21 protein-coding genes and 1 pseudogene are annotated in these 19,760 nt (G+C 61.5%); 17 read left to right on the top strand and 5 right to left on the bottom strand.

Annotated features, from left to right (window positions below):
• Positions 1-56 precede the first annotated feature (56 nt).
• From ACM6G4_RS11095 to ACM6G4_RS11035, 13 genes and pseudogenes are all read left to right on the top strand, one after another.
• Positions 57-713: an SCO family protein gene (locus ACM6G4_RS11095; RefSeq protein ID WP_414913663.1), complete on the top strand. Its 657-nt coding sequence runs from the start codon at positions 57-59 to the stop codon at positions 711-713.
• A gap of 50 nt (positions 714-763) precedes the next feature.
• Positions 764-1,033 (top strand): annotated as a pseudogene (locus ACM6G4_RS11090) (hypothetical protein); the annotation flags it as partial.
• A complete protein-coding gene (locus ACM6G4_RS11085) occupies positions 1,030-2,580 on the top strand; it encodes an ABC transporter substrate-binding protein (RefSeq protein WP_223541485.1) in 1,551 nt (516 codons plus the stop codon). The pseudogene ACM6G4_RS11090 and the gene ACM6G4_RS11085, both read left to right, overlap by 4 nt.
• Positions 2,581-2,943: 363 nt before the next feature.
• The gene (locus ACM6G4_RS11080; RefSeq protein ID WP_056723493.1) at positions 2,944-3,477 is read left to right on the top strand and encodes a response regulator; all 534 of its coding nucleotides are present in this window, start codon (positions 2,944-2,946) and stop codon (positions 3,475-3,477) included.
• An 84-nt stretch (positions 3,478-3,561) separates the two neighbouring features.
• A complete protein-coding gene (locus ACM6G4_RS11075) occupies positions 3,562-5,268 on the top strand; it encodes a GspE/PulE family protein (RefSeq protein ID WP_056723496.1) in 1,707 nt (568 codons plus the stop codon).
• Positions 5,249-6,052, top strand: a complete 804-nt coding sequence (locus ACM6G4_RS11070; RefSeq protein WP_414913662.1) for a hypothetical protein — start codon at positions 5,249-5,251, stop codon at positions 6,050-6,052. Before ACM6G4_RS11075 ends, ACM6G4_RS11070 begins: the two co-directional genes overlap by 20 nt.
• Before the next feature lies 1 nt (position 6,053).
• Positions 6,054-6,599, top strand: a complete 546-nt coding sequence (locus ACM6G4_RS11065; RefSeq protein ID WP_056723500.1) for a PilN domain-containing protein — start codon at positions 6,054-6,056, stop codon at positions 6,597-6,599.
• Entirely contained in the window at positions 6,586-7,134 is a 549-nt protein-coding gene (locus ACM6G4_RS11060; RefSeq protein WP_056723501.1) for a hypothetical protein, read from the top strand. Before ACM6G4_RS11065 ends, ACM6G4_RS11060 begins: the two co-directional genes overlap by 14 nt.
• Positions 7,134-7,652, top strand: a complete 519-nt coding sequence (locus tag ACM6G4_RS11055; RefSeq protein WP_414913661.1) for a hypothetical protein — start codon at positions 7,134-7,136, stop codon at positions 7,650-7,652. Before ACM6G4_RS11060 ends, ACM6G4_RS11055 begins: the two co-directional genes overlap by 1 nt.
• Complete coding sequence (locus ACM6G4_RS11050; RefSeq protein WP_414913660.1) at positions 7,649-9,475, top strand: secretin N-terminal domain-containing protein; 1,827 nt, start codon at positions 7,649-7,651, stop codon at positions 9,473-9,475. Before ACM6G4_RS11055 ends, ACM6G4_RS11050 begins: the two co-directional genes overlap by 4 nt.
• Positions 9,476-9,477: 2 nt before the next feature.
• Entirely contained in the window at positions 9,478-9,951 is a 474-nt protein-coding gene (locus tag ACM6G4_RS11045; RefSeq protein ID WP_056723508.1) for a type II secretion system protein, read from the top strand.
• Positions 9,952-9,955: 4 nt separating this feature from the next.
• Positions 9,956-10,330: a type II secretion system protein gene (locus tag ACM6G4_RS11040; RefSeq protein ID WP_056723510.1), complete on the top strand. Its 375-nt coding sequence runs from the start codon at positions 9,956-9,958 to the stop codon at positions 10,328-10,330.
• Complete coding sequence (locus ACM6G4_RS11035; RefSeq protein ID WP_056723512.1) at positions 10,305-10,844, top strand: type II secretion system protein; 540 nt, start codon at positions 10,305-10,307, stop codon at positions 10,842-10,844. The genes ACM6G4_RS11040 and ACM6G4_RS11035 overlap by 26 nt, the downstream gene beginning before the upstream one ends.
• A gap of 808 nt (positions 10,845-11,652) precedes the next feature.
• Here ACM6G4_RS11035 and ACM6G4_RS11030 read toward each other — a convergent pair.
• Positions 11,653-12,093, bottom strand: coding sequence for an NUDIX hydrolase (locus ACM6G4_RS11030; RefSeq protein ID WP_223541487.1), 441 nt, complete (start codon positions 12,091-12,093; stop codon positions 11,653-11,655).
• A gap of 88 nt (positions 12,094-12,181) precedes the next feature.
• The gene (gene ppnN, locus ACM6G4_RS11025) at positions 12,182-13,555 is read right to left on the bottom strand and encodes a nucleotide 5'-monophosphate nucleosidase PpnN (protein WP_056723516.1); all 1,374 of its coding nucleotides are present in this window, start codon (positions 13,553-13,555) and stop codon (positions 12,182-12,184) included.
• Between the two features lie 226 nt (positions 13,556-13,781).
• Between ppnN and ACM6G4_RS11020 the strand changes: the two genes are divergently transcribed.
• Positions 13,782-14,309 (top strand): DUF3087 domain-containing protein, encoded by a 528-nt coding sequence (locus tag ACM6G4_RS11020; RefSeq protein ID WP_056723518.1) that lies wholly within the window; start codon positions 13,782-13,784, stop codon positions 14,307-14,309.
• An 83-nt stretch (positions 14,310-14,392) separates the two neighbouring features.
• Positions 14,393-15,937: a sensor domain-containing diguanylate cyclase gene (locus tag ACM6G4_RS11015; RefSeq protein WP_056723521.1), complete on the top strand. Its 1,545-nt coding sequence runs from the start codon at positions 14,393-14,395 to the stop codon at positions 15,935-15,937.
• A 78-nt stretch (positions 15,938-16,015) separates the two neighbouring features.
• On the opposite strand, the gene ACM6G4_RS11010 is transcribed toward ACM6G4_RS11015, so the two are convergent.
• The 3 genes from ACM6G4_RS11010 to ACM6G4_RS11000 form a co-directional block, all read right to left on the bottom strand.
• Positions 16,016-16,378: a DUF2784 domain-containing protein gene (locus ACM6G4_RS11010; RefSeq protein WP_056723522.1), complete on the bottom strand. Its 363-nt coding sequence runs from the start codon at positions 16,376-16,378 to the stop codon at positions 16,016-16,018.
• Positions 16,379-16,438: 60 nt separating this feature from the next.
• Positions 16,439-17,314 (bottom strand): 4-hydroxy-tetrahydrodipicolinate synthase, encoded by an 876-nt coding sequence (dapA, locus tag ACM6G4_RS11005; RefSeq protein ID WP_414913659.1) that lies wholly within the window; start codon positions 17,312-17,314, stop codon positions 16,439-16,441.
• Positions 17,315-17,599: 285 nt separating this feature from the next.
• Positions 17,600-18,535, bottom strand: a complete 936-nt coding sequence (locus tag ACM6G4_RS11000) for a sensor domain-containing diguanylate cyclase (protein ID WP_056723526.1) — start codon at positions 18,533-18,535, stop codon at positions 17,600-17,602.
• Positions 18,536-18,702: 167 nt separating this feature from the next.
• On the opposite strand from ACM6G4_RS11000, the gene ACM6G4_RS10995 reads away from it, so the two are divergent.
• Together ACM6G4_RS10995 and ACM6G4_RS10990 are read left to right on the top strand one after the other, a co-directional pair.
• A complete protein-coding gene (locus ACM6G4_RS10995; protein ID WP_056723529.1) occupies positions 18,703-19,401 on the top strand; it encodes an AzlC family ABC transporter permease in 699 nt (232 codons plus the stop codon).
• A complete protein-coding gene (locus ACM6G4_RS10990) occupies positions 19,401-19,712 on the top strand; it encodes an AzlD domain-containing protein (protein ID WP_162252411.1) in 312 nt (103 codons plus the stop codon). The genes ACM6G4_RS10995 and ACM6G4_RS10990 overlap by 1 nt, the downstream gene beginning before the upstream one ends.
• Positions 19,713-19,760 lie beyond the last annotated feature (48 nt).

Genomic DNA, 19,760 nt, shown 5'->3' with positions numbered 1-19,760 from the left:
GATTGCTCCGGTCGATTTGTCGAGAAGTGGCGATACACCACCAAGAGGAAACAGACATGGACCGATTCGCGCATCGCGGCCTGCTGACGTTCTGCCTGTTGGTCTTCGGTATCGACCAGGCGCCGGCACACTCGGTGGACGAGCACACCGGGCACGATATGTCGGCCAGCACCGCCAACCCGCAGACCGCCCGGATCAGGTTTGCCGACGTGACCCTGCTGGACCAGAACGGCAAGGTCGTCAGCCTGGAAAAAGACCTGGTGAGCAACAAGATCGTGGTCATGGGTTTCATCTACACCAACTGCACCACGGTCTGCCCGGTGGTGTCCTCGATCATGGGCAGGGTGCAAAAACAGTTGGGCGCGCGGGTCGGCACCGAGGTGCAACTGGTGTCGATCAGCATCGACCCGCAGCGTGATGATCCCCAACGGCTGAATGACTACGCCCGCACCTTCCAGAAGGGGCCGGGCTGGAGCTGGCTGACCGGTTCGCCGCAGTCGGTCGATGCCACCCTCAAGGGCCTTGGCGCCTACAGCGGTGGCGTCGAGAACCACTCGCCGCTGATTCTGGTGGGGGACGGCAACAACCGTTCCTGGACCCGCTACTACGGTCTCACCGACCCGACGGAGCTGGCCCGGGCCGTCGAGAGGCTCAGAGGCGAACGCAACGCCCACGCCAAGCACACCGCCATCGCCATGGAGCATCAGCCATGAGCGCCCTCGACAGGAAAACCTGCTTGCCCTGCACACCCTTGCAGGGCCAGAACGGCAGCACCTTTATCTCCCTTGCCAGTGATCCGCTGCGTAACACTGCGGCGGTACTCAAGGCTTGCACCTTGAAACAGGGCATCGATGGGCCCCACTGGTTTTTTCTTACCGAAGACAAGGTGCAAATGGACCTTGTATGGGGGCGCATCGACCAGATCCTGCCGACCCCCGCGCAACACTCCACCCGGTGGATCGTCGGTGACGCGGCGAACAGACGCTGGAGCAAAATCCGTCCCGTTGCCCCGGTCGCGGAGCCACGGCCATGAATACTGCCCTCGTCCTTGGCCTGCTGCTCTTCGGCGGCATCGCGTTCACCGCCCAGGCACTGCCGCTGAGCCTCAGCGAAAGTGCCGGGAAACGGTTGTACCACGAAGGCGTGTCGGCCAACGGCGATCCGGTCATGGTCCGGGTCGGCGCAGCGGGCATGCTGCTGCCGGCCAGCCGCCTGCCGTGCGCCAGTTGTCATGGTGAAGATGGCCTCGGGCGCCCGGAAGGCGAGGTGCGCCCGCCAGACCTGCGCTGGTCGAGACTGGCCAGCAGCCAGGGCCAACAGCACATCAACGGCCGCAGTTACCCGGCCTACAGTGAAACCACCCTGGCGCGGGCGGTGCAGGAGGGACGCGATCCGGGCAACAACCAGCTCGATCCAACGATGCCACGGTTCGTGTTGTCGATGATCGATCAACGCAACCTCACGGCGTACCTCAAGCACCTGGCCGCCGACAGCGACCCGGGCCTGGCCCCAGACAGTCTGCACCTGGGCACGTTGTTGCCGGGTTCCGGACCCTTGGGCGAGGAGGGCATCACGGTGGCGGCGGTGCTCAACGGCTGCGTGGCGCGCATCAACGAGGCGGGCGGAATTCATGGCCGGCAGTTGCGCCTGACCATCCTCGACCCCGGTGCCGACCGCGCCAGTGCCGAAAAGGCGCTGGATCGGTTGATCGACGAAGAGCAGGTGTTTGCCCTGATCGCACCGCTGGCGCCGGCATTGGACGGGAGCTTCGCCGTACGTCTGGAACGGGCCGGCATTCCCCTGATCGGGCCGCTGTCCTTGCAAGGCACGCCCTATACCAGCCCGCAGATATTCGAACCGCTGCCGGGCCTTCGCGAGCAATTGATCGCCCTGGCCGACTACGCCAGGGCCAGCCTGCGGGTGCTTCAGGGGCCGACGCTGATCGCCTACCCGGACGAACCCGGCCAACGTCTGGCGGCGCAAGACCTCAGCAAATACTTGCAGGGGCACGCCTGGCAAAAGGTCAGCCTGCAAGCCTACGACCCGGCCGGGGATGATTTTCCCTTGGGGTCGCGCTCGGTGTTTTACCTGGGCAGCAGCAGCGGCTTCAGTCGCCTGGCCGAGCGCTTGCAAACGGCGGGACAGGTGCCTTACCTGTTCGCAGCCTCGAACCAGGTGGCGGGCAATCTGACGCAGATGCCCAGCGGATTTTCCCGGCGGGTGTTCCTGGCCTATCCGTTCGTGCCCAGCGACTGGACCCTGGCCGGGCGCCTGGCCCTGACCCAGCTGCGCGAACATCAGGGCCTCGGTGGCCAGCACGCGGTGCTGCAAGTGGGCGCGTTCAGTTCGATGATGCTGCTCAGCGAAGGCATGAAGCAGGCCGGGCGCAATGCCAGTCGCGAGAAGCTGGTCAGTGCTCTGGAAGGCCTGCGTGACTTCGATACCGGGCTGACGCCACTGATGAGCTTTGGCCCGGGCCGACGCCTGGGCCTGAGCGGTGCCCATATCGTCACGGTGGATCTGCCGGATCAGCGTTTCTTCCTGGTCGCGCCCTATAAACCCATTGCTGCCAAGCCCTGACCGGAGGCCGATCATGAAACTCGATACCACCCGGTGCAGACGCTTTCACTGTCGAAATCGCAGGGCTACGCTTAACCTGGAAGAGGGCGTCGGCGCCATTGCGCTCGCGCAATCGAATCGAACGGATTGACGATCAATAGGGGGTTTCCCCAACAGTGGGGGAAAAAAATCAGTGCCAATCAGGTCGCTTTCCCCGTTTCTGGGGGATGGAGTTACGGTACGAAAAGGCATTGTTTTTAAATTCAAGGACATGAAGTCCTAAAATTACCGGCGCCCAGCCTGGCATGAAGTATGCGTTAGTCCTGTCAGGGCGCGCACTCCGTCAGGTTCAAATCCCGGACCTGCGGTTTCAAGGAGTCCACCTTGTTAAACAAAGTACTGGTTGTTGATGACGAACAGTTGCTGGCGGAGAACCTCCAGGGTTACCTGCAGGCGCAAGCACTGGAAGTCCGGATTGCCCACGACGGTGCGCAAGGAATCGCTGAAGCTGACGATTTCGCGCCCGATGTGATGGTGTTCGATTACCGCTTGCCCGATATGGAAGGCTTTCAGTTGCTCGATGCCGTCCGCCAGAACAGGAAGTGTCATTTCGTGCTGATCACAGGGCACCCCACCGCGGAAGTTTGTGAGCGGGCCCGGCAACTGGGCGTCAGCCATATCCTGTTCAAGCCGTTTCCATTGGCGGAATTGGCCCGTGCAGTGCTTGATCTTCTGGGCAGGCAACGCGAACCCAAAGCGGGAGTGAGCACTTGCGAAGGCTTTGTCGAACGACGCCAGAGCAGGACCGAGAGTTTCCCGTTGCAGTTGTACGACGGTAGTTGGGTGCTGGCAGATCGCCGAAAAAGTACATCGGCCACCAAGGCTCCAGACGACGAACAATTGCTCACCGGGGAGTAGTGGCGCGACAAGACGTTTCGGCCTGCGCCGAAATGGCTCGCCGCGCCGACAGGGCCCAAAGCCCCGGGCGTTGGAGAGCAAGCCATGGACCGTCTATCCCTTGCCGTAGAACCGGCGCAACCGGAATGTGCACCGACTCGTTTCAGCAGTGAGCAACTGGCCCAGGCCCGGGCCCTTGCCACCAGTTCCGGCGAGCGGATGCTGGACGCCCTGGGGGGACTGTGCGAACTGGCTCCCATGCCCTTCATTCAATGCCTCGGCGTAACCCTGCACTACCCGGTGCTCGACACCGACAGCCTGTTCAATTCCACCCCGGTGTTCGACCGGGTCACCCTGGCCCAATGCCTCAAGCGCGAATTCACTCTGCTGCGTCATAACGATGCGGTCATCGGTGTGTTCGCCGACCCTTTCGACAGTGCGCGCCTGGCCTGGATCGATGAATGCCTGCAAGGCGCGCCGCTGTATCTGGTGCATGCCGATGACCTGAAGGCCTACCTGGCGCGTCACGAAGAAAGCTTCCATGCGGTGGAGTCGCTCAACGCCCAGAGCGACGCCGGCGCCGAGATCGATAACCTGCAAAGCCTGTCCCTGACCAGCATCAGCGAAGATTCCAGCGTTGTCGTCAAACTGGTCAACTCGACCCTGTACGACGCGCTGAAAATGCACGCCAGCGACATCCACCTCGGCACCACCGGCAGCGGCCTGGTGATCAAGTACCGGATCGACGGTGTGCTCAACAACATCAGCAAGATCCAGGGCAACGAATTCGCCGAGCAAGTGATTTCCCGGGTCAAGGTCATGGCCGAACTGGACATCGGCGAAAAACGCGTGCCTCAGGATGGCCGCTTCAAGATCGGCATCAGCGGCCGGCAGATCGACTTCCGGGTGTCGATCATGCCGAGCATTTTTGGGGAAGACGCGGTGCTGCGGGTCCTCGACAAACAGGACCTGGCGGACAAGGTCTGCGGTGTGCAATTGCAGGCCCTGGGTTTTGAAGAAGAAACCTTGCGCCAGTTGCGACGGCTGGCCGCCGAACCCTATGGCATGGTGCTGGTGACCGGGCCGACCGGTAGCGGCAAGACCACCACCCTGTACGCGATGATCACCGAGATCAACCACGGCGTGGACAAGATCATCACCATTGAAGACCCGGTGGAGTATCAACTGCCGGGCGTGCTGCAGATCCCCGTCAACGAGAAGAAAGGCCTGACCTTCGCCCGGGGCCTGCGCTCGATCCTGCGCCATGACCCGGACAAGATCATGGTCGGTGAAATCCGCGACCCGGACACCGCACAGATCGCCGTGCAATCGGCGCTCACCGGTCACCTGGTGTTCACCACCATTCATGCCAACAACGTGTTCGACGTGATCGGCCGTTTCACCCAGATGGAAATCGATCCCTACAGCCTGGTCTCGGCTCTCAATGCCGTGCTGGCCCAGCGTTTGATCCGCCTGGTCTGCACCAGCTGCAGCAGCCCCTACAGCCCGACCCAAGAAGAACTGGAGGTCTCGGGGCTCGATCCGCAAAAGGTCGCTCACTACCAGTTCGTCCACGGCAAGGGCTGCGGGCATTGTCGGGGCACCGGTTATCGCGGGCGTAGCGCGATTGCCGAATTGCTGCATCTGGACGACGAATTGCGGCAAATGATCGTCGAGCGCCAGCCCATTTCGAAAATCAAGGCGCACGCCTGCAAGCGTGGCTTGCGCCTGTTGCGCGAGTCGGCGCTGGAGATGGTGGAACAAGGCCGGACGACGCTCGAGGAGATCAATCGTGTCACTTTTATCTCGTGAGCAATTTGTCGCCGTGCTCGGCGCCAACGGTGTTGGCCTGGGGCAACGGCAGGGTGCTGCAACCCACTGGCTGGGCAGCGTCGGCTACATCGACGAAGGCTTCCAGGCCTGGACGGTGGCCCTCGATACCCTTGACCGCTTGCTGGCCGAACACAGCGTTGCCAGGGCGGAACTGACCGTGGTGATCTCCGGGCACTTCAGCCGCTATTGCCTGGTGCCCTGGAGTGAGCAGATCAGCAGCCCGGCCGAGTTGCTCGGCTTCGCCCACCTGTGTTTCGAAGACCTCTACGGTGCCCCGACGCAGCCCTGGAGCCTGGTGCTCTCGGCCGAACCCGCCGGTTACGATCGCATCGCCACCGCGCTGCCACAGGACTTGCTCGAACGCCTGCGCGCCCTGGTCCGTGCTCGCGGTTTGCGCCTGCGTTCGGTGCAGCCGTATCTGATGGCGGCGTTCAACCATTTCGATAAAAGCTTTGAAGCCGGGGACTTCCTGTTCGTGGTCGCCGAACCGGTGCGCAGCGTGTTGCTGCTGGCCCGGGAAGGACGCTGGACCTCGGTGCGTTCGGTGGGCAGCAGCGACAGCGATGCCGCGCTGACCGCGCTGATCGGTCGTGAAAACCAGTTGCAGGCTTCCACCAGCGAACGGCCGTTGAATGTCTACCTGCATGCACCGGCGCGCATCGATTCGCCTCCCGATGTGCCCGGCGTGCAGCTGCGCAGCCTCGAAGAAGACCGGACAGCCGCACGCGATTGCCTGTACCTCATGTCTCGGGCGGTGGCCTGACATGCGCCCCCTGATGCTCGACTTTCAGCCGCGCCGCCGTGCAGGCCCCTTGGGCTGGAGCCTGCTGGCCGGTGGCGTGGTGCTGACATTGACTTGCCTGATGGTGCAACAGCACCTGAGCAACGAGGCCGAACAGCAGCAGGGGCATCTGCAAACCACGCAGCGAGTGCTCACCGGCGATACCGGCAGCAAACTCAGCCTGACCCCGGCGCAAATTCGCGAGCAGGCGCATAACCTGGCGGAAATGCGCAAGGTCTCCCAGCAGTTGCGCCGCCCCTGGGAGCGCCTGTTCGCCACCCTCGAAGCCATGCCGCGGGACAACATTGCGCTGCTGACCCTGACCCCGGACGCCCGCAAGGGCCAGGTGCGTATCAGCGCCGAGGCGCTGGACCTGGAAGCCATGCTCGATTTCCACCGTCGCCTCGAAGCCAGCGACGAGCTGTCCGACGTGTCGCTGCTGAGCCACGAAATCGTCGCCAACGTGCCGGAACACCCGGTGCAGTTCAACCTGTCGGCTACCTGGGAGATCGGCGATGCAAATCCATAAATTGATCGTCCACGAATACCTGCAAGGCCTGGGCGTTCCGGGGCTGGCGGGGATGACCATGCTGGTGCTGGCGCTGAGCTATGGCCTGGTAGGTTTGCTGCCGGACTGGGAGTCGCTGCAAAGTCTCAGCCAGCAGACTCGCGAAGCCACCGAGTACCTGGCCAAGGTCGAAGACGGCAGCGTGGCCGCACCGGTGGTGCCGCAGCGCCAGCTCGACGACTTCCGCAGCAAGTTGCCATCCCAGCCCCAGGCCACCGTGGCCATCGACAAGATCTATGCCCTGGCCGCCCAGGAGCGCATCACCTTGTCCCGGGGTGAATACTCCCTGGGCGTGGACCCCAAGACGCACCTGGCCCGTTATCAGATTCTGCTGCCGGTACGTGGCAGCTACCCGCAACTGCGGCGTTTCCTGCACGCCTTGCTCGGCCAGTTGCCAGCAGTGGTGCTCGAGGATGTGGAGCTTTCGCGCAAGAATATCGCCGATACCGACCTGACCGGGCGGATCCGCATGACCCTTTACCTGTCGAGGTCATGATGAATACCAAACGCGTGGCGGGTTGGGTGGCGTTCTTCGGTGTAGCGGCAGCGCTCGCCTGGCTCCCCGAATACTTCAATCAGGCCGACGACAGCGACCTTGCGGTGGCCACCGTGGCTACCCCAGTCAAGGGCAAGACCCCGGGCGCACCGACGGCTGCATCGAGTGCCGCTGCGCTGGCGCCGATCAAGGACCTGAGCCCGGCAGGCGACCTGTTCGCCGCCCGCAGCTGGATAGCGGCGCCGGCCCCTGGCACCGTCACTGAACAACCGGTAGTCGTTACTCCGGTGGTGCAAGTCCCCACGGCACCACCGTTGCCCTTCCAGTTTGTCGGCAGGCTGCATGACCATTCCGATCTGCAGGTGTTCTTGCAGAGCGGCGAAAAAATATACGTCGTGCGCAAGGGGGATGTCATCGACGAAACCTGGCGGATCGAGCGGATTTCCGAGAAGGAACTGAGCCTGGTCTACCTGCCTCTGCGTTTGGCGCAGACTTTGTCTGTGGGGAGTACGGAATGAACAAATCCCGTTTGTTGATGAGCCTTTGTCTCTGCGCTGGGCTGGCCGCATGCAGTTCCGCGCAGCTCGCCAAGGATGAAGCTTCGGCCCTGATCGAATCGGGCCAGTACGAAGCCGGTCTGGCCCGCATCGAAGAGGGATTGCGGGAAAACCCTCGCGATACCGATTTGCACATGGCCCTCAACAACGGACGGGCCCTCGCCGTGAAGTCGCTGCTGAGCCAGGCCGACATGGACCGCGCCCAGCGTAATTTCGCCGGGGCCCGCATGACTTACAGCCGGGTCTTGAATATCGAGCCGAACAACCGTCGCGCCCAGGACTCCCTGCGCCAGCTCGACTACCTGCGCAGCATGGATGAGAAACTCGAACTGGCCCGTGGCGACCTGCGTCGCGGTGACATCTACGGTGCCGACCGCCAGGTCAAGCAGATTCTCGAACTGGACCCGAAGAACGAAGGCGCCCTGGAACTGCAAGACAGCATCCGCCTGGTGCAGAGCCGCAACGTGGTGCAGTACCCGCAACTGCGCACGCGCCTTGACCGGCCGGTGACCCTGGAATTTCGCGATGCCAACCTCAAGACCATTTTCGAAGTGCTGTCCCAGGTCGCCGGCCTGAACTTCATCTTCGACAAGGACCTGCGCCCGGACATGAAAGCCACGATCTTCGTACGTGACGTGCGTATCGAAGACGCCGTGGATCTGCTGCTGCAACAGAACCAGCTGCATCAGAAAGTGGTGAATGAAAACACCGTGCTGATCTACCCGGACTCGCCGCAGAAGATCAAGGATTACCAGGAACTGGTGATGCGTACCTTCTACCTGACCAGCATCGATGCCAACACGGCGTTGAACATGATCAAGACCATGCTCAAGACCCGCGACGTGTTCGTCGATGAGCGCCTCAACACCCTGACCATGCGCGATACCGGCGACGCGGTGCGCATGGCGGAAAAACTCCTGCAATCGCAGGACCAGTCCAACCCGGAAGTGGTGCTGGAAGTGGAAGTGATGGAAGTCGCCCGCCAGCGCATTCTCGACCTTGGCCTGCAATGGCCCAACACCTTTGGCGTGGTCAACAGCGACGGCTCGGCGGTGACCCTTCTCGATCAGCTCAAGGGCATCAACTCCGGCCGCATCACGATCTCGCCATCGCCCCAGGCCAAGATCAATGCCCAGGACAAGGACATCAACACCCTGGCCAGCCCTGTGATCCGGGTCAGCAACCGCGAACAGGCGCGCATCCACATCGGTCAGCGCGTGCCGATCATCAGCGCCACCTCGGTGCCTTCGACCCAGGGCCCGGTGATCACCGAAAGCGTGACCTACCTCGACGTCGGTCTGAAGCTCGAAGTGCAACCCATCGTGCACCTGAACAACGAAGTGGCGATCAAGATCGCGCTGGAAGTCAGTAACGCCACGCCGCTGACGCCGACCGCTCAGGGCACCATTCCGGTCCAGGTCGATACCCGCAACGCCCAGACCACTCTGCGCCTGCATGACGGAGAAACCCAGATCCTCGCCGGGCTGGTGCGCAACGACCATGGCAGCACCGGCAACAAGATCCCCGGCCTGGGTGACATTCCCGGCCTGGGTCGCCTGTTTGGCAGCAACAAGGACGACGTCAGCAAATCCGAACTGGTGTTGTCGATCACCCCACGGATCGTGCGCAACCTGCCGTACCAGAGCCCGTCGGACATGGAATTCCAGACCGGTACCGAAACCAGCATGCACATCCAGGCACCGGACCGTTCGATGAGCACGACGGTTCAGACCAACCCCATGAACGCACCGATCGCCACCACCGTTACCGTTGGGAAGCCTTGATCATGAACGCCTCGCAACGCGGTTTTACCCTGGTCGAAGTGGTGGTGACGCTCGCCTTGGTCGGCCTGCTGGCCGGCATGGCCGCACCGCTGACCGAGACCGTGGTGCGCCGGGGCAAAGAGCAGGACCTGCGAACCGCGCTGTACCAGATCCGCGATGCCATCGATGCTTACAAGCAGGCCTTCGACGCCGGCTACATCGAGAAGTCGATCGACAGCAGCGGCTACCCGCCGAACCTGCAAGTGTTGGTCGAGGGTGTGCGTGACACGCGCAGCCCCAAGGGCGCCAAGTTCTACTTCCTGCGGCGCATCCCCCGTGACCCGCTGGCAGTCGTCAAGCGTGACGACGAGGGCGGCTGGGGCCTGCGTTCTTATGACAGTTCGGCTGAGAACCCGCGGGAGGGCCAGGACGTCTTTGACGTTTACTCCAAGGCACGCGGCAAGGGTCTCAATGGCATCGCCTACCGAGAGTGGTGAGCATATGCGTCGGCAAAAGGGCTTTACCCTGATTGAACTGATGGTGGTCATGGCGATCATCGCGACCTTGATGACGATCGCCTTGCCACGCTACTTCGGCAGCCTGGAGGCCTCCAAGGAGACCACCCTGCGCCAGAGTCTGTCGTCCATGCGCGAGGCACTGGATCACTATTACGGGGACACCGGGCGTTATCCCGACTCCATCGAACAGCTGGTCGAACTGCGCTACCTGCGCAACCAGCCGCTGGATCCGATTGCCGAGCGCAAGGACACCTGGGTCATGGTCGCGCCACCGGATGGCGTGGCGGGCGGGGTGTCCGATATCAAGAGTGGGGCCAGCGGGAGGGCGCGCGATGGCAGCCTTTATTCCGAGTGGTAAACCTGCGAACCAGGATGGCTTTACCTACCTGGGTGTGCTGTTTCTGATCGTCGTGCTGGGCATGGGCCTGGCCAGTGCCGGCGAGTTGTGGGCCACCGCTTCTCGCCGTGATCGGGAAATGCAGTTGCTCTGGGCCGGTACGCAGTATGCCCAGGCGTTGCGCAGCTATCACCGCAGTTCGCCCGGTATGGCCCAGTATCCGAAAGAGCTCAAGGACCTGTTGCAGGACGAGCGTTTCCCGACGGCCAGGCATCACCTGCGGCAGTTGTACCCGGAGCCGATGACGGGTGGCGAGTGGGAGCTGATGCGCGATTTGGACGGGCGGATCAGCGGTGTGTATTGCCCGTCCGAGCAGAAGCCGCTCAAGCAAGAGAACTTTCCCAGCCAGTGGGCGGACTTCAAGGGCATGGCCAGTTACAAGGACTGGCAGTTCGTGGCCGAGAAAGTCGTTCTCGATGGCACCGACGGGCCGCCGAAAGAACAGTCCACGGGGCCCCAGGCATTGCAGCCTTGAACCTCGGGAGCGGGTTTGACAGGCAACACATTTCCGCCAAATGTACCCGGTCCAATTGTGGGAGCGGGCTTGCTCCGGGCGGCGTTCCGACGAAGGCGGCCTGACAGCCGACCTGTCTTTTGTTGACCGTGTACATATCCATTGCTGCGGTAACGGCGGCTTATGGTTTCGCCCTTACGGCGAGTCACTTTTTTTACAAGCGCCTAAAAAAGTAACCAAAAAAACGCTCGCCCCGAACGTACGGCCCCTCGCTAAGGCTCGGGGTTCCTTCGCTGCGGTATTCATCCGGGGGCATTGCCCTCCGGTCGGCTTCGCTTCGACCTACATGCAATGAGTTCGACTGCGTCGAACGGCGCTGCGCGCCAATCCCCGGATAAACACCTCCACTCAGCCTTCCGAGGGGGCGGGTGGATCAAGATCAAGAGCTGCAGGCGAGCTAACGCTCGGCCTGATGAGTGGTGAAAAGCGTGGTGTACGCCGCTCTGCCTTTGCTCTTCTGTGGGACCGAGCTTGGTCCGGGCGGCGTTCCGACGAAGGCGGCCTGACAGCCGACCAACCTCTTGCAGTCATACCCGGATCAACTGTGGGAGCGAGCTTGCTCGCGATGGCGGCCTTACAACCAATGATAATCCTTTGGTTCATACCACCAATGTGGCGAGGGAGCTTGCTCCCGCTCGGCTGCGCAGCAGTCGCAAATCCATTCAGCGCGGTCTGCCTGAAAAACCGCATTGCCCGATTTTGGGGCCGCTTCGCTGCCCAGCGGGAGCAAGCTCCCTCGCCACAGGATTTGCGTATGTCTGTACGCCCTTCAGACGTTTTCCAGCATCGTGATCAACTGCTCCGGCCACACCGTTTCTCGGGTCTCTCGCAGCTCGGCTACGGACCACCATTTATGGTCCGCCATTACCCGGACTTCGTTAGCCGTCCATCCCTCACGGGACAGGCGTTCACTGTCGGTATGAACCACAAAATACCGTTCAACCGACAGCACCGTTTCACCACTGGGCAGCATCATCGGAAAACGCCGCTCTGCAACGCTGGCTCCCACGGCAGCGACATTCAGTCCGGTTTCTTCAAACAGTTCACGAACCGCCGCAGCCTCGAAGGATTCTCCTTGCTCAAGACCTCCACCGGGTGTCGCCCAGTGGCTTTGGCCAGCGAGGGCATCGTTTTTGTGTTGGAAGTGAAACAGCAGAACCTGTTGCGAGGGATTGATCACCAGCAGTCTGGCGGAATTGCGCTGGCGCATTTTTTCTTTCCATAGAGTGCCGCGAATCGCAGCTTTCACTGCGGTTCGCGACGGTAAAGCTCATGTCGGCATTTCTACACCGAATTAGTTACGCAACGACTCGATAACACGGCACATAAGCCGCGCCGCCCGGCAGTTTCATGCGGTGCTGGGCGACGAAGGCTTTGAGCAGCAGGTCCAGCGGTTGCATGATCGCCGCGTCGCCACGGATCTGGTACGGCCCGTGGTCTTCGATCAGGCGGATGCCCTTGTCCTTGACGTTACCGGCGACGATGCCGGAGAACGCACGGCGCAGGTTGGCCGCCAGTTCGTGGGCGGGCAGGTCGAGGCTCAGCTTCAGGTTGGCCATGTTTTCGTGGGTCGGGTCGAACGGGCGCTGGAAGCCTTCGTCGATTTTCAGCAGCCAGTTGAAGTGGAACGCATCGTTGCGCTCGCGGCGGAACTGCTTGACCGCCTTGAGGCCCTGGGTCATTTGTCGCGCCACTTCGGCCGGGTCATCGATGATGATCTGGTAGTGCTGCTTGGCGGCGTCGCCCAGGGTGGCACCGACGAACGCGTCCAGTTGTTCCAGGTACGGCGCAGCGTGTTTCGGCCCGGTGAGGATGACCGGGAAGGGCAGGCCTTCATTGCCCGGATGCATCAGGATGCCCAGCAGGTACAGGAACTCTTCGGCCGTACCGGCGCCGCCGGGGAAGATGATGATGCCGTGGCCGACGCGGACGAAGGCTTCCAGGCGCTTTTCGATGTCCGGCAGGATCACCAGTTCGTTGACGATCGGGTTCGGCGCTTCGGCGGCGATGATCCCGGGTTCCGTCAGGCCCAGGTAGCGGCCGCCGTGGATGCGTTGCTTGGCGTGGGCGATGGTCGCGCCTTTCATCGGGCCTTTCATCACGCCGGGGCCGCAACCGGTGCAGATGTCCAGGCTGCGCAGGCCCAGTTCGTGGCCGACTTTCTTGGTGTATTTGTATTCTTCGGTGTTGATCGAGTGCCCGCCCCAGCACACCACGATCCTCGGCTCGACCCCGGGACGCAGGGTGCGGGCGTTGCGCAGCAGGTGGAAGACGTAGTCGCTGATGCCCTGGGAGGTGCTCAAATCGATGCGTTGGCTGTCGAGTTCATTTTCGGTGTAGACGATGTCGCGCAGGGCGCTGAACAGCATTTCCCGGGTGCTGGCGATCATTTCGCCGTCGACGAAGGCGTCGGCCGGGGCGTTCAGCAATTCCAGGCGCACGCCGCGGTCCTGCTGGTGAATGCGGATTTCAAAATCCTTGTAGGCTTCAAGGATGGTCTTGGCGTTGTCGACATGGGCGCCGGTGTTGAGGATGGCCAGGGCGCACTGGCGGAAGAGGGTGTAGGTGCTGCCGGAACCGGCTTCGCTCAATTGCTGGACTTCCCGTTGCGAGAGCGTTTCCAGGCTGCCTTTGGGACTGACGGAGGCGTTGATAACTTGGCGTTGGGTCATTCAATGATCCTTAAAACGATGTCATTCACACAGCAACTACGAATGGCATCCGAATAATGTGTATTCATGAAAGAAGATGGCACGAACTGCGCGGTCTTGCCACGTCCCCCGCTTGACGATGAAAAGATGAAAAGGCGTCCCAGCATAGCTAAATCCCGCGCAGAGGCGATAATGGCCCGCTGTCTTTTTGCCTCAGACCCCTTTCAAGCTCAGGAAACCCGACGCAATGTTCGAAATCCAGCCGATGAACGCCCAGACCTACCGGCAACAGACACGGCGTAGCACGCTCATCATTGCCCTGATCTTTCTGGCACTGGCGATGGTGCTGTCCACGGCGGCGGTGGCCCTGTTCGGCACGCCGGGGGGCGACAACCTGCGCTTCAACATTGGTGGCGTGTTTGTTGCGGTGCTGGCAATGGCGGCGTTGATGCGCAAAGTGTTCTGGCGCCAGGAGTGGATGGCGCCGGCGGTCTACAGTTGGCAACTCAAGCGCAGCCTGATGAGCGTTACCAATGTCATGCATCATGTAACGGCGGCCGTGGAAAAGGGTGATCCGGTGGCGATGAAGCTGTTGCGTTTCTACCATTTGGGGTTGAACCAGATGCATCAGCTCGATGGCAACTCCAGCGACCATGGCCAGCTGCTCCGCGAAATGGATCAGCACAGGGAACGAATGCAGGCGCTGGGCATCGATACCGAACAGACGCGCCTGGATCCGGCATGGCTGGAGGCGGTAAAGCCGGCCAGGGGCTAACATCATGACGAGCCTGGATCAGGCATAGTAAGCAAACGCGGCGATCAGGAAGGCTCGCCCGTCATAGACCCTCAGGGAGCAACATGGGACAACCATCGATCCACGATCATATTGAAATGCTCCGGCCAGTCGTGCCCCGTCTCAAGGTCCGCTCGGCGGTGATCCTGCTGGTGGCGGTGTGCCTGTCGATGGTGGTTATCGTGATCTGGGAAGCCTGGAGCTCTCGCCAGTACCGCCTGCATGACAAGGAAGTGGCGATGTCCAACCTTGCGCAGACCCTGGCATCGCAAGCGCAGGCCACGATCAAGCAGGCCGACACGCTGCTGTTCACCCTGGTCGATCGTCTGGAACACGACGGCGTGGATAAATCCCGGCTGCCGCTATTGCTCAACGCCCAGCGCAGTGAGTTGAGCCAACTCCATGGTGTCTTTGTTTTCGACGAAAATGGGCAGTGGGTCGCCAATTCCAATGGCGCCGGCCAGACCGGTGTCAACAATTCCGACCGCGAATACTTCATCTTCCATCGCGATAACCCCAGCCGGGGGCCGCACATCGGGCCGTCGATCAAGAGCCGTTCGAGCGGTGAATGGATCGTGACGGTTTCGCGCCGGGTCAATCATCCCGACGGCAGCTTTGCCGGGGTGGCGCTGGCGTCAATCTACCTCAGCCATTTCCTGCAGCTCTACGACAGCATCGACATGGGCAGTAACGGCGTGATCAACCTGATCGCCGACAATGCCAGCGTTGTCATTCGCCGACCCTTCAAGGAGGCGGACATCGGCACCAGCCTCGCCAAAAGTCCGTTGTTCACCCAGTTGTTGCCAAAGGGCGACGCGGGTACGGCCACGATCAAGTCGATCATCGACGGTGTCGAGCGGGTAATAGGGTATCGCCGGGTCGAGGGTTATCCGCTGATCGTTTTTACCGCGTTGAACAAGGATGAAGTGCTCGGCAGCTGGCGCAAGGAGACGCTGCTCAGCACCGGCATCGTCACGCTGTTGCTGGGTTTTATCGGGGTACTGGGGTTTCGGCTGATCAAGCTGATGAGGCAGCAGAACCTGGTGCAGGTCGAGTTGCTGGACACCCAGGACAAGCTGCTGGAGGTCAATCGCAACCTCGAAGGCCTGGCCCTCAAGGACGCACTGACGGGGCTGGCCAACCGTCGTCAGCTCGACGCTTTCATCGATGCCGAAATGGGCCGTGCCCGACGCAACCAGTCCGAATTGGCTTTGCTGATGATTGATGTCGATCATTTCAAACCCTTCAACGACCGCTACGGCCACCTGGTCGGTGATGAGTGTCTGCGCAAGGTCAGTGCGATCATCACGGAAAACATCAAGCGCCCCGGTGACCTGGCCGCCCGCTATGGTGGCGAAGAGTTTGCCGTGGTGCTGCCCGGCACCGACTACGTGGGGGCATTTCTGGTGGCGGAGAAAATCCGCCGCGCGGTACTGCAGGCCGACATTGCCCACAGTGACAGCCCGGAAGGCAGCGTAACCGTCAGCGTCGGCGTATGTGCCAGCAATGCCGCGTCCCAGATCCGCCCCGAAGACCTGATCGGTGCGGCAGACAAGGCGCTGTATGTGGCCAAGGCCAGTGGGCGCAACATGAGCGTGATTGCCAACTGAGGGGCGGGCGCCAGTCAAACCGGTCCGTTCCCTGGACCAGCCACCAGCCCAGGACGCGACCGTCGGGTGGTTGAAGATTCAGGCGGCCCATCGCTTGATCAATCGAAGATAGACCAGCACATTGATCAGCAACACCACGGCGCCCAATCCCAACTGAATGTCGGGGGTCAGTCCCGCCGGGTAAATCACCGGCCAAATGTAATGCTCGACGAACCCACCGCCATAGCCGGTTTGCCCGGCTTCATGGCGCATGTGGTTTTCCCAGTCGGTCAGCGGGCAGGGCAGGTGGAAGAATTCCACCGCCATACCCCACAACGCAGCGGGCGGATGCCACCAGATCAGGTGGCGCCATTTGAGCACCAGCAACCCGCCGAACAACACGAACACAATGAACAGCAAGTGGAACAGCATCAGCCCATCGGCGGCGATTCTGTACAGCATGTCGGTGCCCCTGAAGGCTGAACGAATCGTTCCATGGTACTCGGGCCGCAGGCCGGCGCTCTATCGATGGTCGCGATCCAATGCCCTGAGCACGTCCTTCAAATGCTCGGTCATCGATTCACTGCTGCGTTGCATGGGCGCGCGCAGTTCGTCTCCGATCAAGCCTTGCAGGGCCAGGGCGGTTTTCACCGGGGCCGGGTTGGGCTCCAGGAACAGGCTATTGATCAGCGCCAGCAAACGGAAAAACGTGGCGCGGCCCTCAGCCAATTGGTTGTCGCGGATCTGCCGGTACAACTGCACGAACAGTTCCGGATGGACATGCGCCGACGCGGCAATCGCGCCTTTGGCGCCCAGGCACAGGGCGTTGAAGATCTGGTTGTCTTCGCCGCACAGCACGTCGACAAGGCCGCTTTTGAGCAGGGCGAGGGTGTTCGAAAAATTGCCGCCGCAATCCTTGATGGCGACGATCCGTTCGTGGGCGACGATGTTGAGCAGGGTCGCCTGTTCGAAGGCCACGCCGGTGCGGTAGGGGATGTCGTAGAGAATCAGCGCAACGCTGGAGGCATCGGCGACCGTGCGGAAAAACGCCTCGAGGCCGGCCTGGGAGGGGCGGATGTAATACGGCGCCGGCACCAGCAGGCCAGCCACCGGGCGCTTGAGGATCTCGCTCTGGAACTGCAACAACTCGGTCAGGTTGTTACCGGCCAGGCCCATGACCACCTGTTGCGCCGGCACCAGCTCCAGCACCGCATCGAGCACGGCCAGTTGCTCATGCTTGCCCATCGCCGCCGGTTCGCCGGTGGTGCCACAAACGATGAGGCCGTCGACGCCTTTTTCCAGCAGATGGCTGACCAGCCGGCGCAAGCCGACGAAATCGATGGCGCCGTTGTGAAAGGGGGTGACCAGTGGAACCCAGATACCTTGAAACGCTGACATGCACTTTCTCCTGATGGTTGACCGATTTCGTCACCGTCAGGGGCATGGAAGGAGAGTAAGCAAGGGGAGGGTGGTCCGTCGCGCTCAATGTCCTGTCAGCTCATCTGACGGGACAGCGCGCCCCGGTCACATGAGCGACTGTTTCTTCGATTTGAGGGCGTGCGCAACGCAACCTTGCGCCTTGGCAATCAAGCCAATGACGGAAGAGTCGAGATTGAAGGTTGCGGACATACTTGCTTACACCCTGAGTGAGGCGCCCAGTTTTAAAAGCCGGAGCGCCATTTGTCAATCACGAAAATCAGCGTACTCGGCGCGCATCCGGCCATTGTGCTTGGCCTTGTAGAGCAGATGATCGACCTGTTCGACGAATTCCAGGGCCGTCGCATGCATCGACGCCAGGGTGGTGCCGACGCCGAGGCTGATACTCAGCAGCTTCGACACGTTCGAGAATTCATGGGGGATCTGTTGCTGGCGAATCAGGTGCAGGCATTTGTGCGCCACCAGCCGCGCAGACTCGGCATCGGTTTCCGGCAGCAGCCAGACAAATTCTTCACCGCCGATCCGCGCGATGAAGTCCCGTGGCCGGTTGGCCGCCAGGGACAAGGTTTGCGCGACGCGGCGCAGGCATTCGTCGCCCTTGATGTGGCCGTAATGGTCGTTGTACTGCTTGAAGTAGTCGATATCCAGCACGATCACCGACAACGGCAAGCCGGTGCGCTGGGCCGTGTTCCACTCGCGCTCGAGCACTGTGTCGAACATGCGCCGGTTGGCGATGCCGGTCAGGCCGTCCTGGAAGGAGTACTCCTCAAGCTGCTTTTGCAGGCGGATCAGGTGCTCTTCGGTTTTCTTGCGCTCGCTGATATCGAACATGAAACCCACCAGCGCCTCGACTTCGCCGTCCTTGCGCACCACATGCACCACATCGCGGATCCAGACGTACTCGCCGCTTTCGGTGAGTGCGCGATAGTCGGCCTCGTGATCGATACCGGCGCGCGACTGCGAGACACAGAAGTCCATCACGTAGTCGCGGTCATCCGGGTGCATGCGCTCGACCCAGTCATTGACCGAGGCCCAGCTGTGCTGCTTCCAGCCCAGCAGCTCTTCGATCTGTGGCCCGATGTAGCTAAACGTCATGGTTTTCCAGTCGATGCGCCAGGGAATCGCCCGGGTTGACTCCAGCAGGGTTTTATAAACGTCGCTGTCGGTTTCCACTGAACTCATGAAGGGCCTGCCTCGAGGGAAATGCAGGGCCATCATGTTGCTAGCACTTTGGCGAATCAAGCGGGCAGCCGATGAATGGCACGCCGCGTATCAGTGAGCAAGATTGTTCAAGCCTTCGGCAGCGACTGCTGGCACAGTCCGGGGTCTTTCCCTGTCTGTAGAATGTTATGTCCAACTCAATCATGCCGCGCAGTGCCTTTTTGCGTGGCGCAGCGGCGATCATGCCGTTGTCCCTGGCCACCGCGCCCTGGGGTTTGCTGGCCGGTTCCATGGCCATCGAAGCCAACCTCACGCCCCTGCAAGGCCAGGGCCTGTCGAGCATTGTGTTTGCCGGTGCGGCGCAACTGGTGGCCATCGGCATGCTCAAGGGCGGGGCCGGGATCTTTTCGATCCTGCTGACCACGTTGCTGCTGACTTCGCAGCATTTGCTCTACGGAATGAGCATGCGCTCGGTCATTTCGCCCTTGCCGGGGCGCTGGCGCGCGGGCCTGGGGTTCTTGCTCACCGATGAGTTGTTCGCCCTGACCAGCCAGCACGACAAACAGCAGTTCAACCGCTGGTACGCCCTGGGTGTGGGCCTGACGTTCTACATCGCCTGGAACCTGTTCACCCTGGCGGGCATTGTGCTTGGCAGCAGTATTCCCGGCCTTGAACACCTGGGCCTGGACTTCTCCATCGCGGCGACCTTCATCGCCCTGATCACCCCGGTGGTGCGCAATGTGCCGACCGTGGTGTGTGTGGCGGTGTCGCTGTTCTGTTCGGTGCTGTTCAGCTACTGGCAATGGGGCTCGGCGCTGGTGCTGTCGGGACTGGCGGGCATGACCGCCGGGTTTGTCTGCAATAAATTCTACGGTGGCCGCATATGATGGTCTGGGCAGTGATTATCGGAATGGGCGTGTTGGTGTTCCTCAACCGCTATGTTTTTCTGGAACCGCGACTGCCGCTACGCTTGAGTAGCAATGCCCGGCAGTTCCTGGGGTTTGCCGTACCGGGCATGTTGACCGCCATCTGCGGGCCGATTGTGTTCATGCCGGAAAAACAGCTGAATCTGCACTGGGACAATCCCTACCTGATCAGCTCGCTGGTGGCTGTCGTCCTGGTGCTCTACACCCGTAACACATTGCTCAGCATGCTGTTGAGCATGGGCTTCTTCTTTTTGCTGCGCTGGTGGCTTTGAGCGGGGCAGGGGAACTGATCTAAGCTTAAGTTGATGACCGATCCCTTC

The sequence above is a fragment of the Pseudomonas sp. IT-P258 genome (assembly GCF_949767825.1).
GTDB classification, from domain to species: Bacteria; Pseudomonadota; Gammaproteobacteria; order Pseudomonadales; family Pseudomonadaceae; genus Aquipseudomonas; species Aquipseudomonas monachiensis.
Note: the sequence above shows the minus strand (reverse complement) of the source record. Positions and strands in the feature narration are given on the sequence as shown.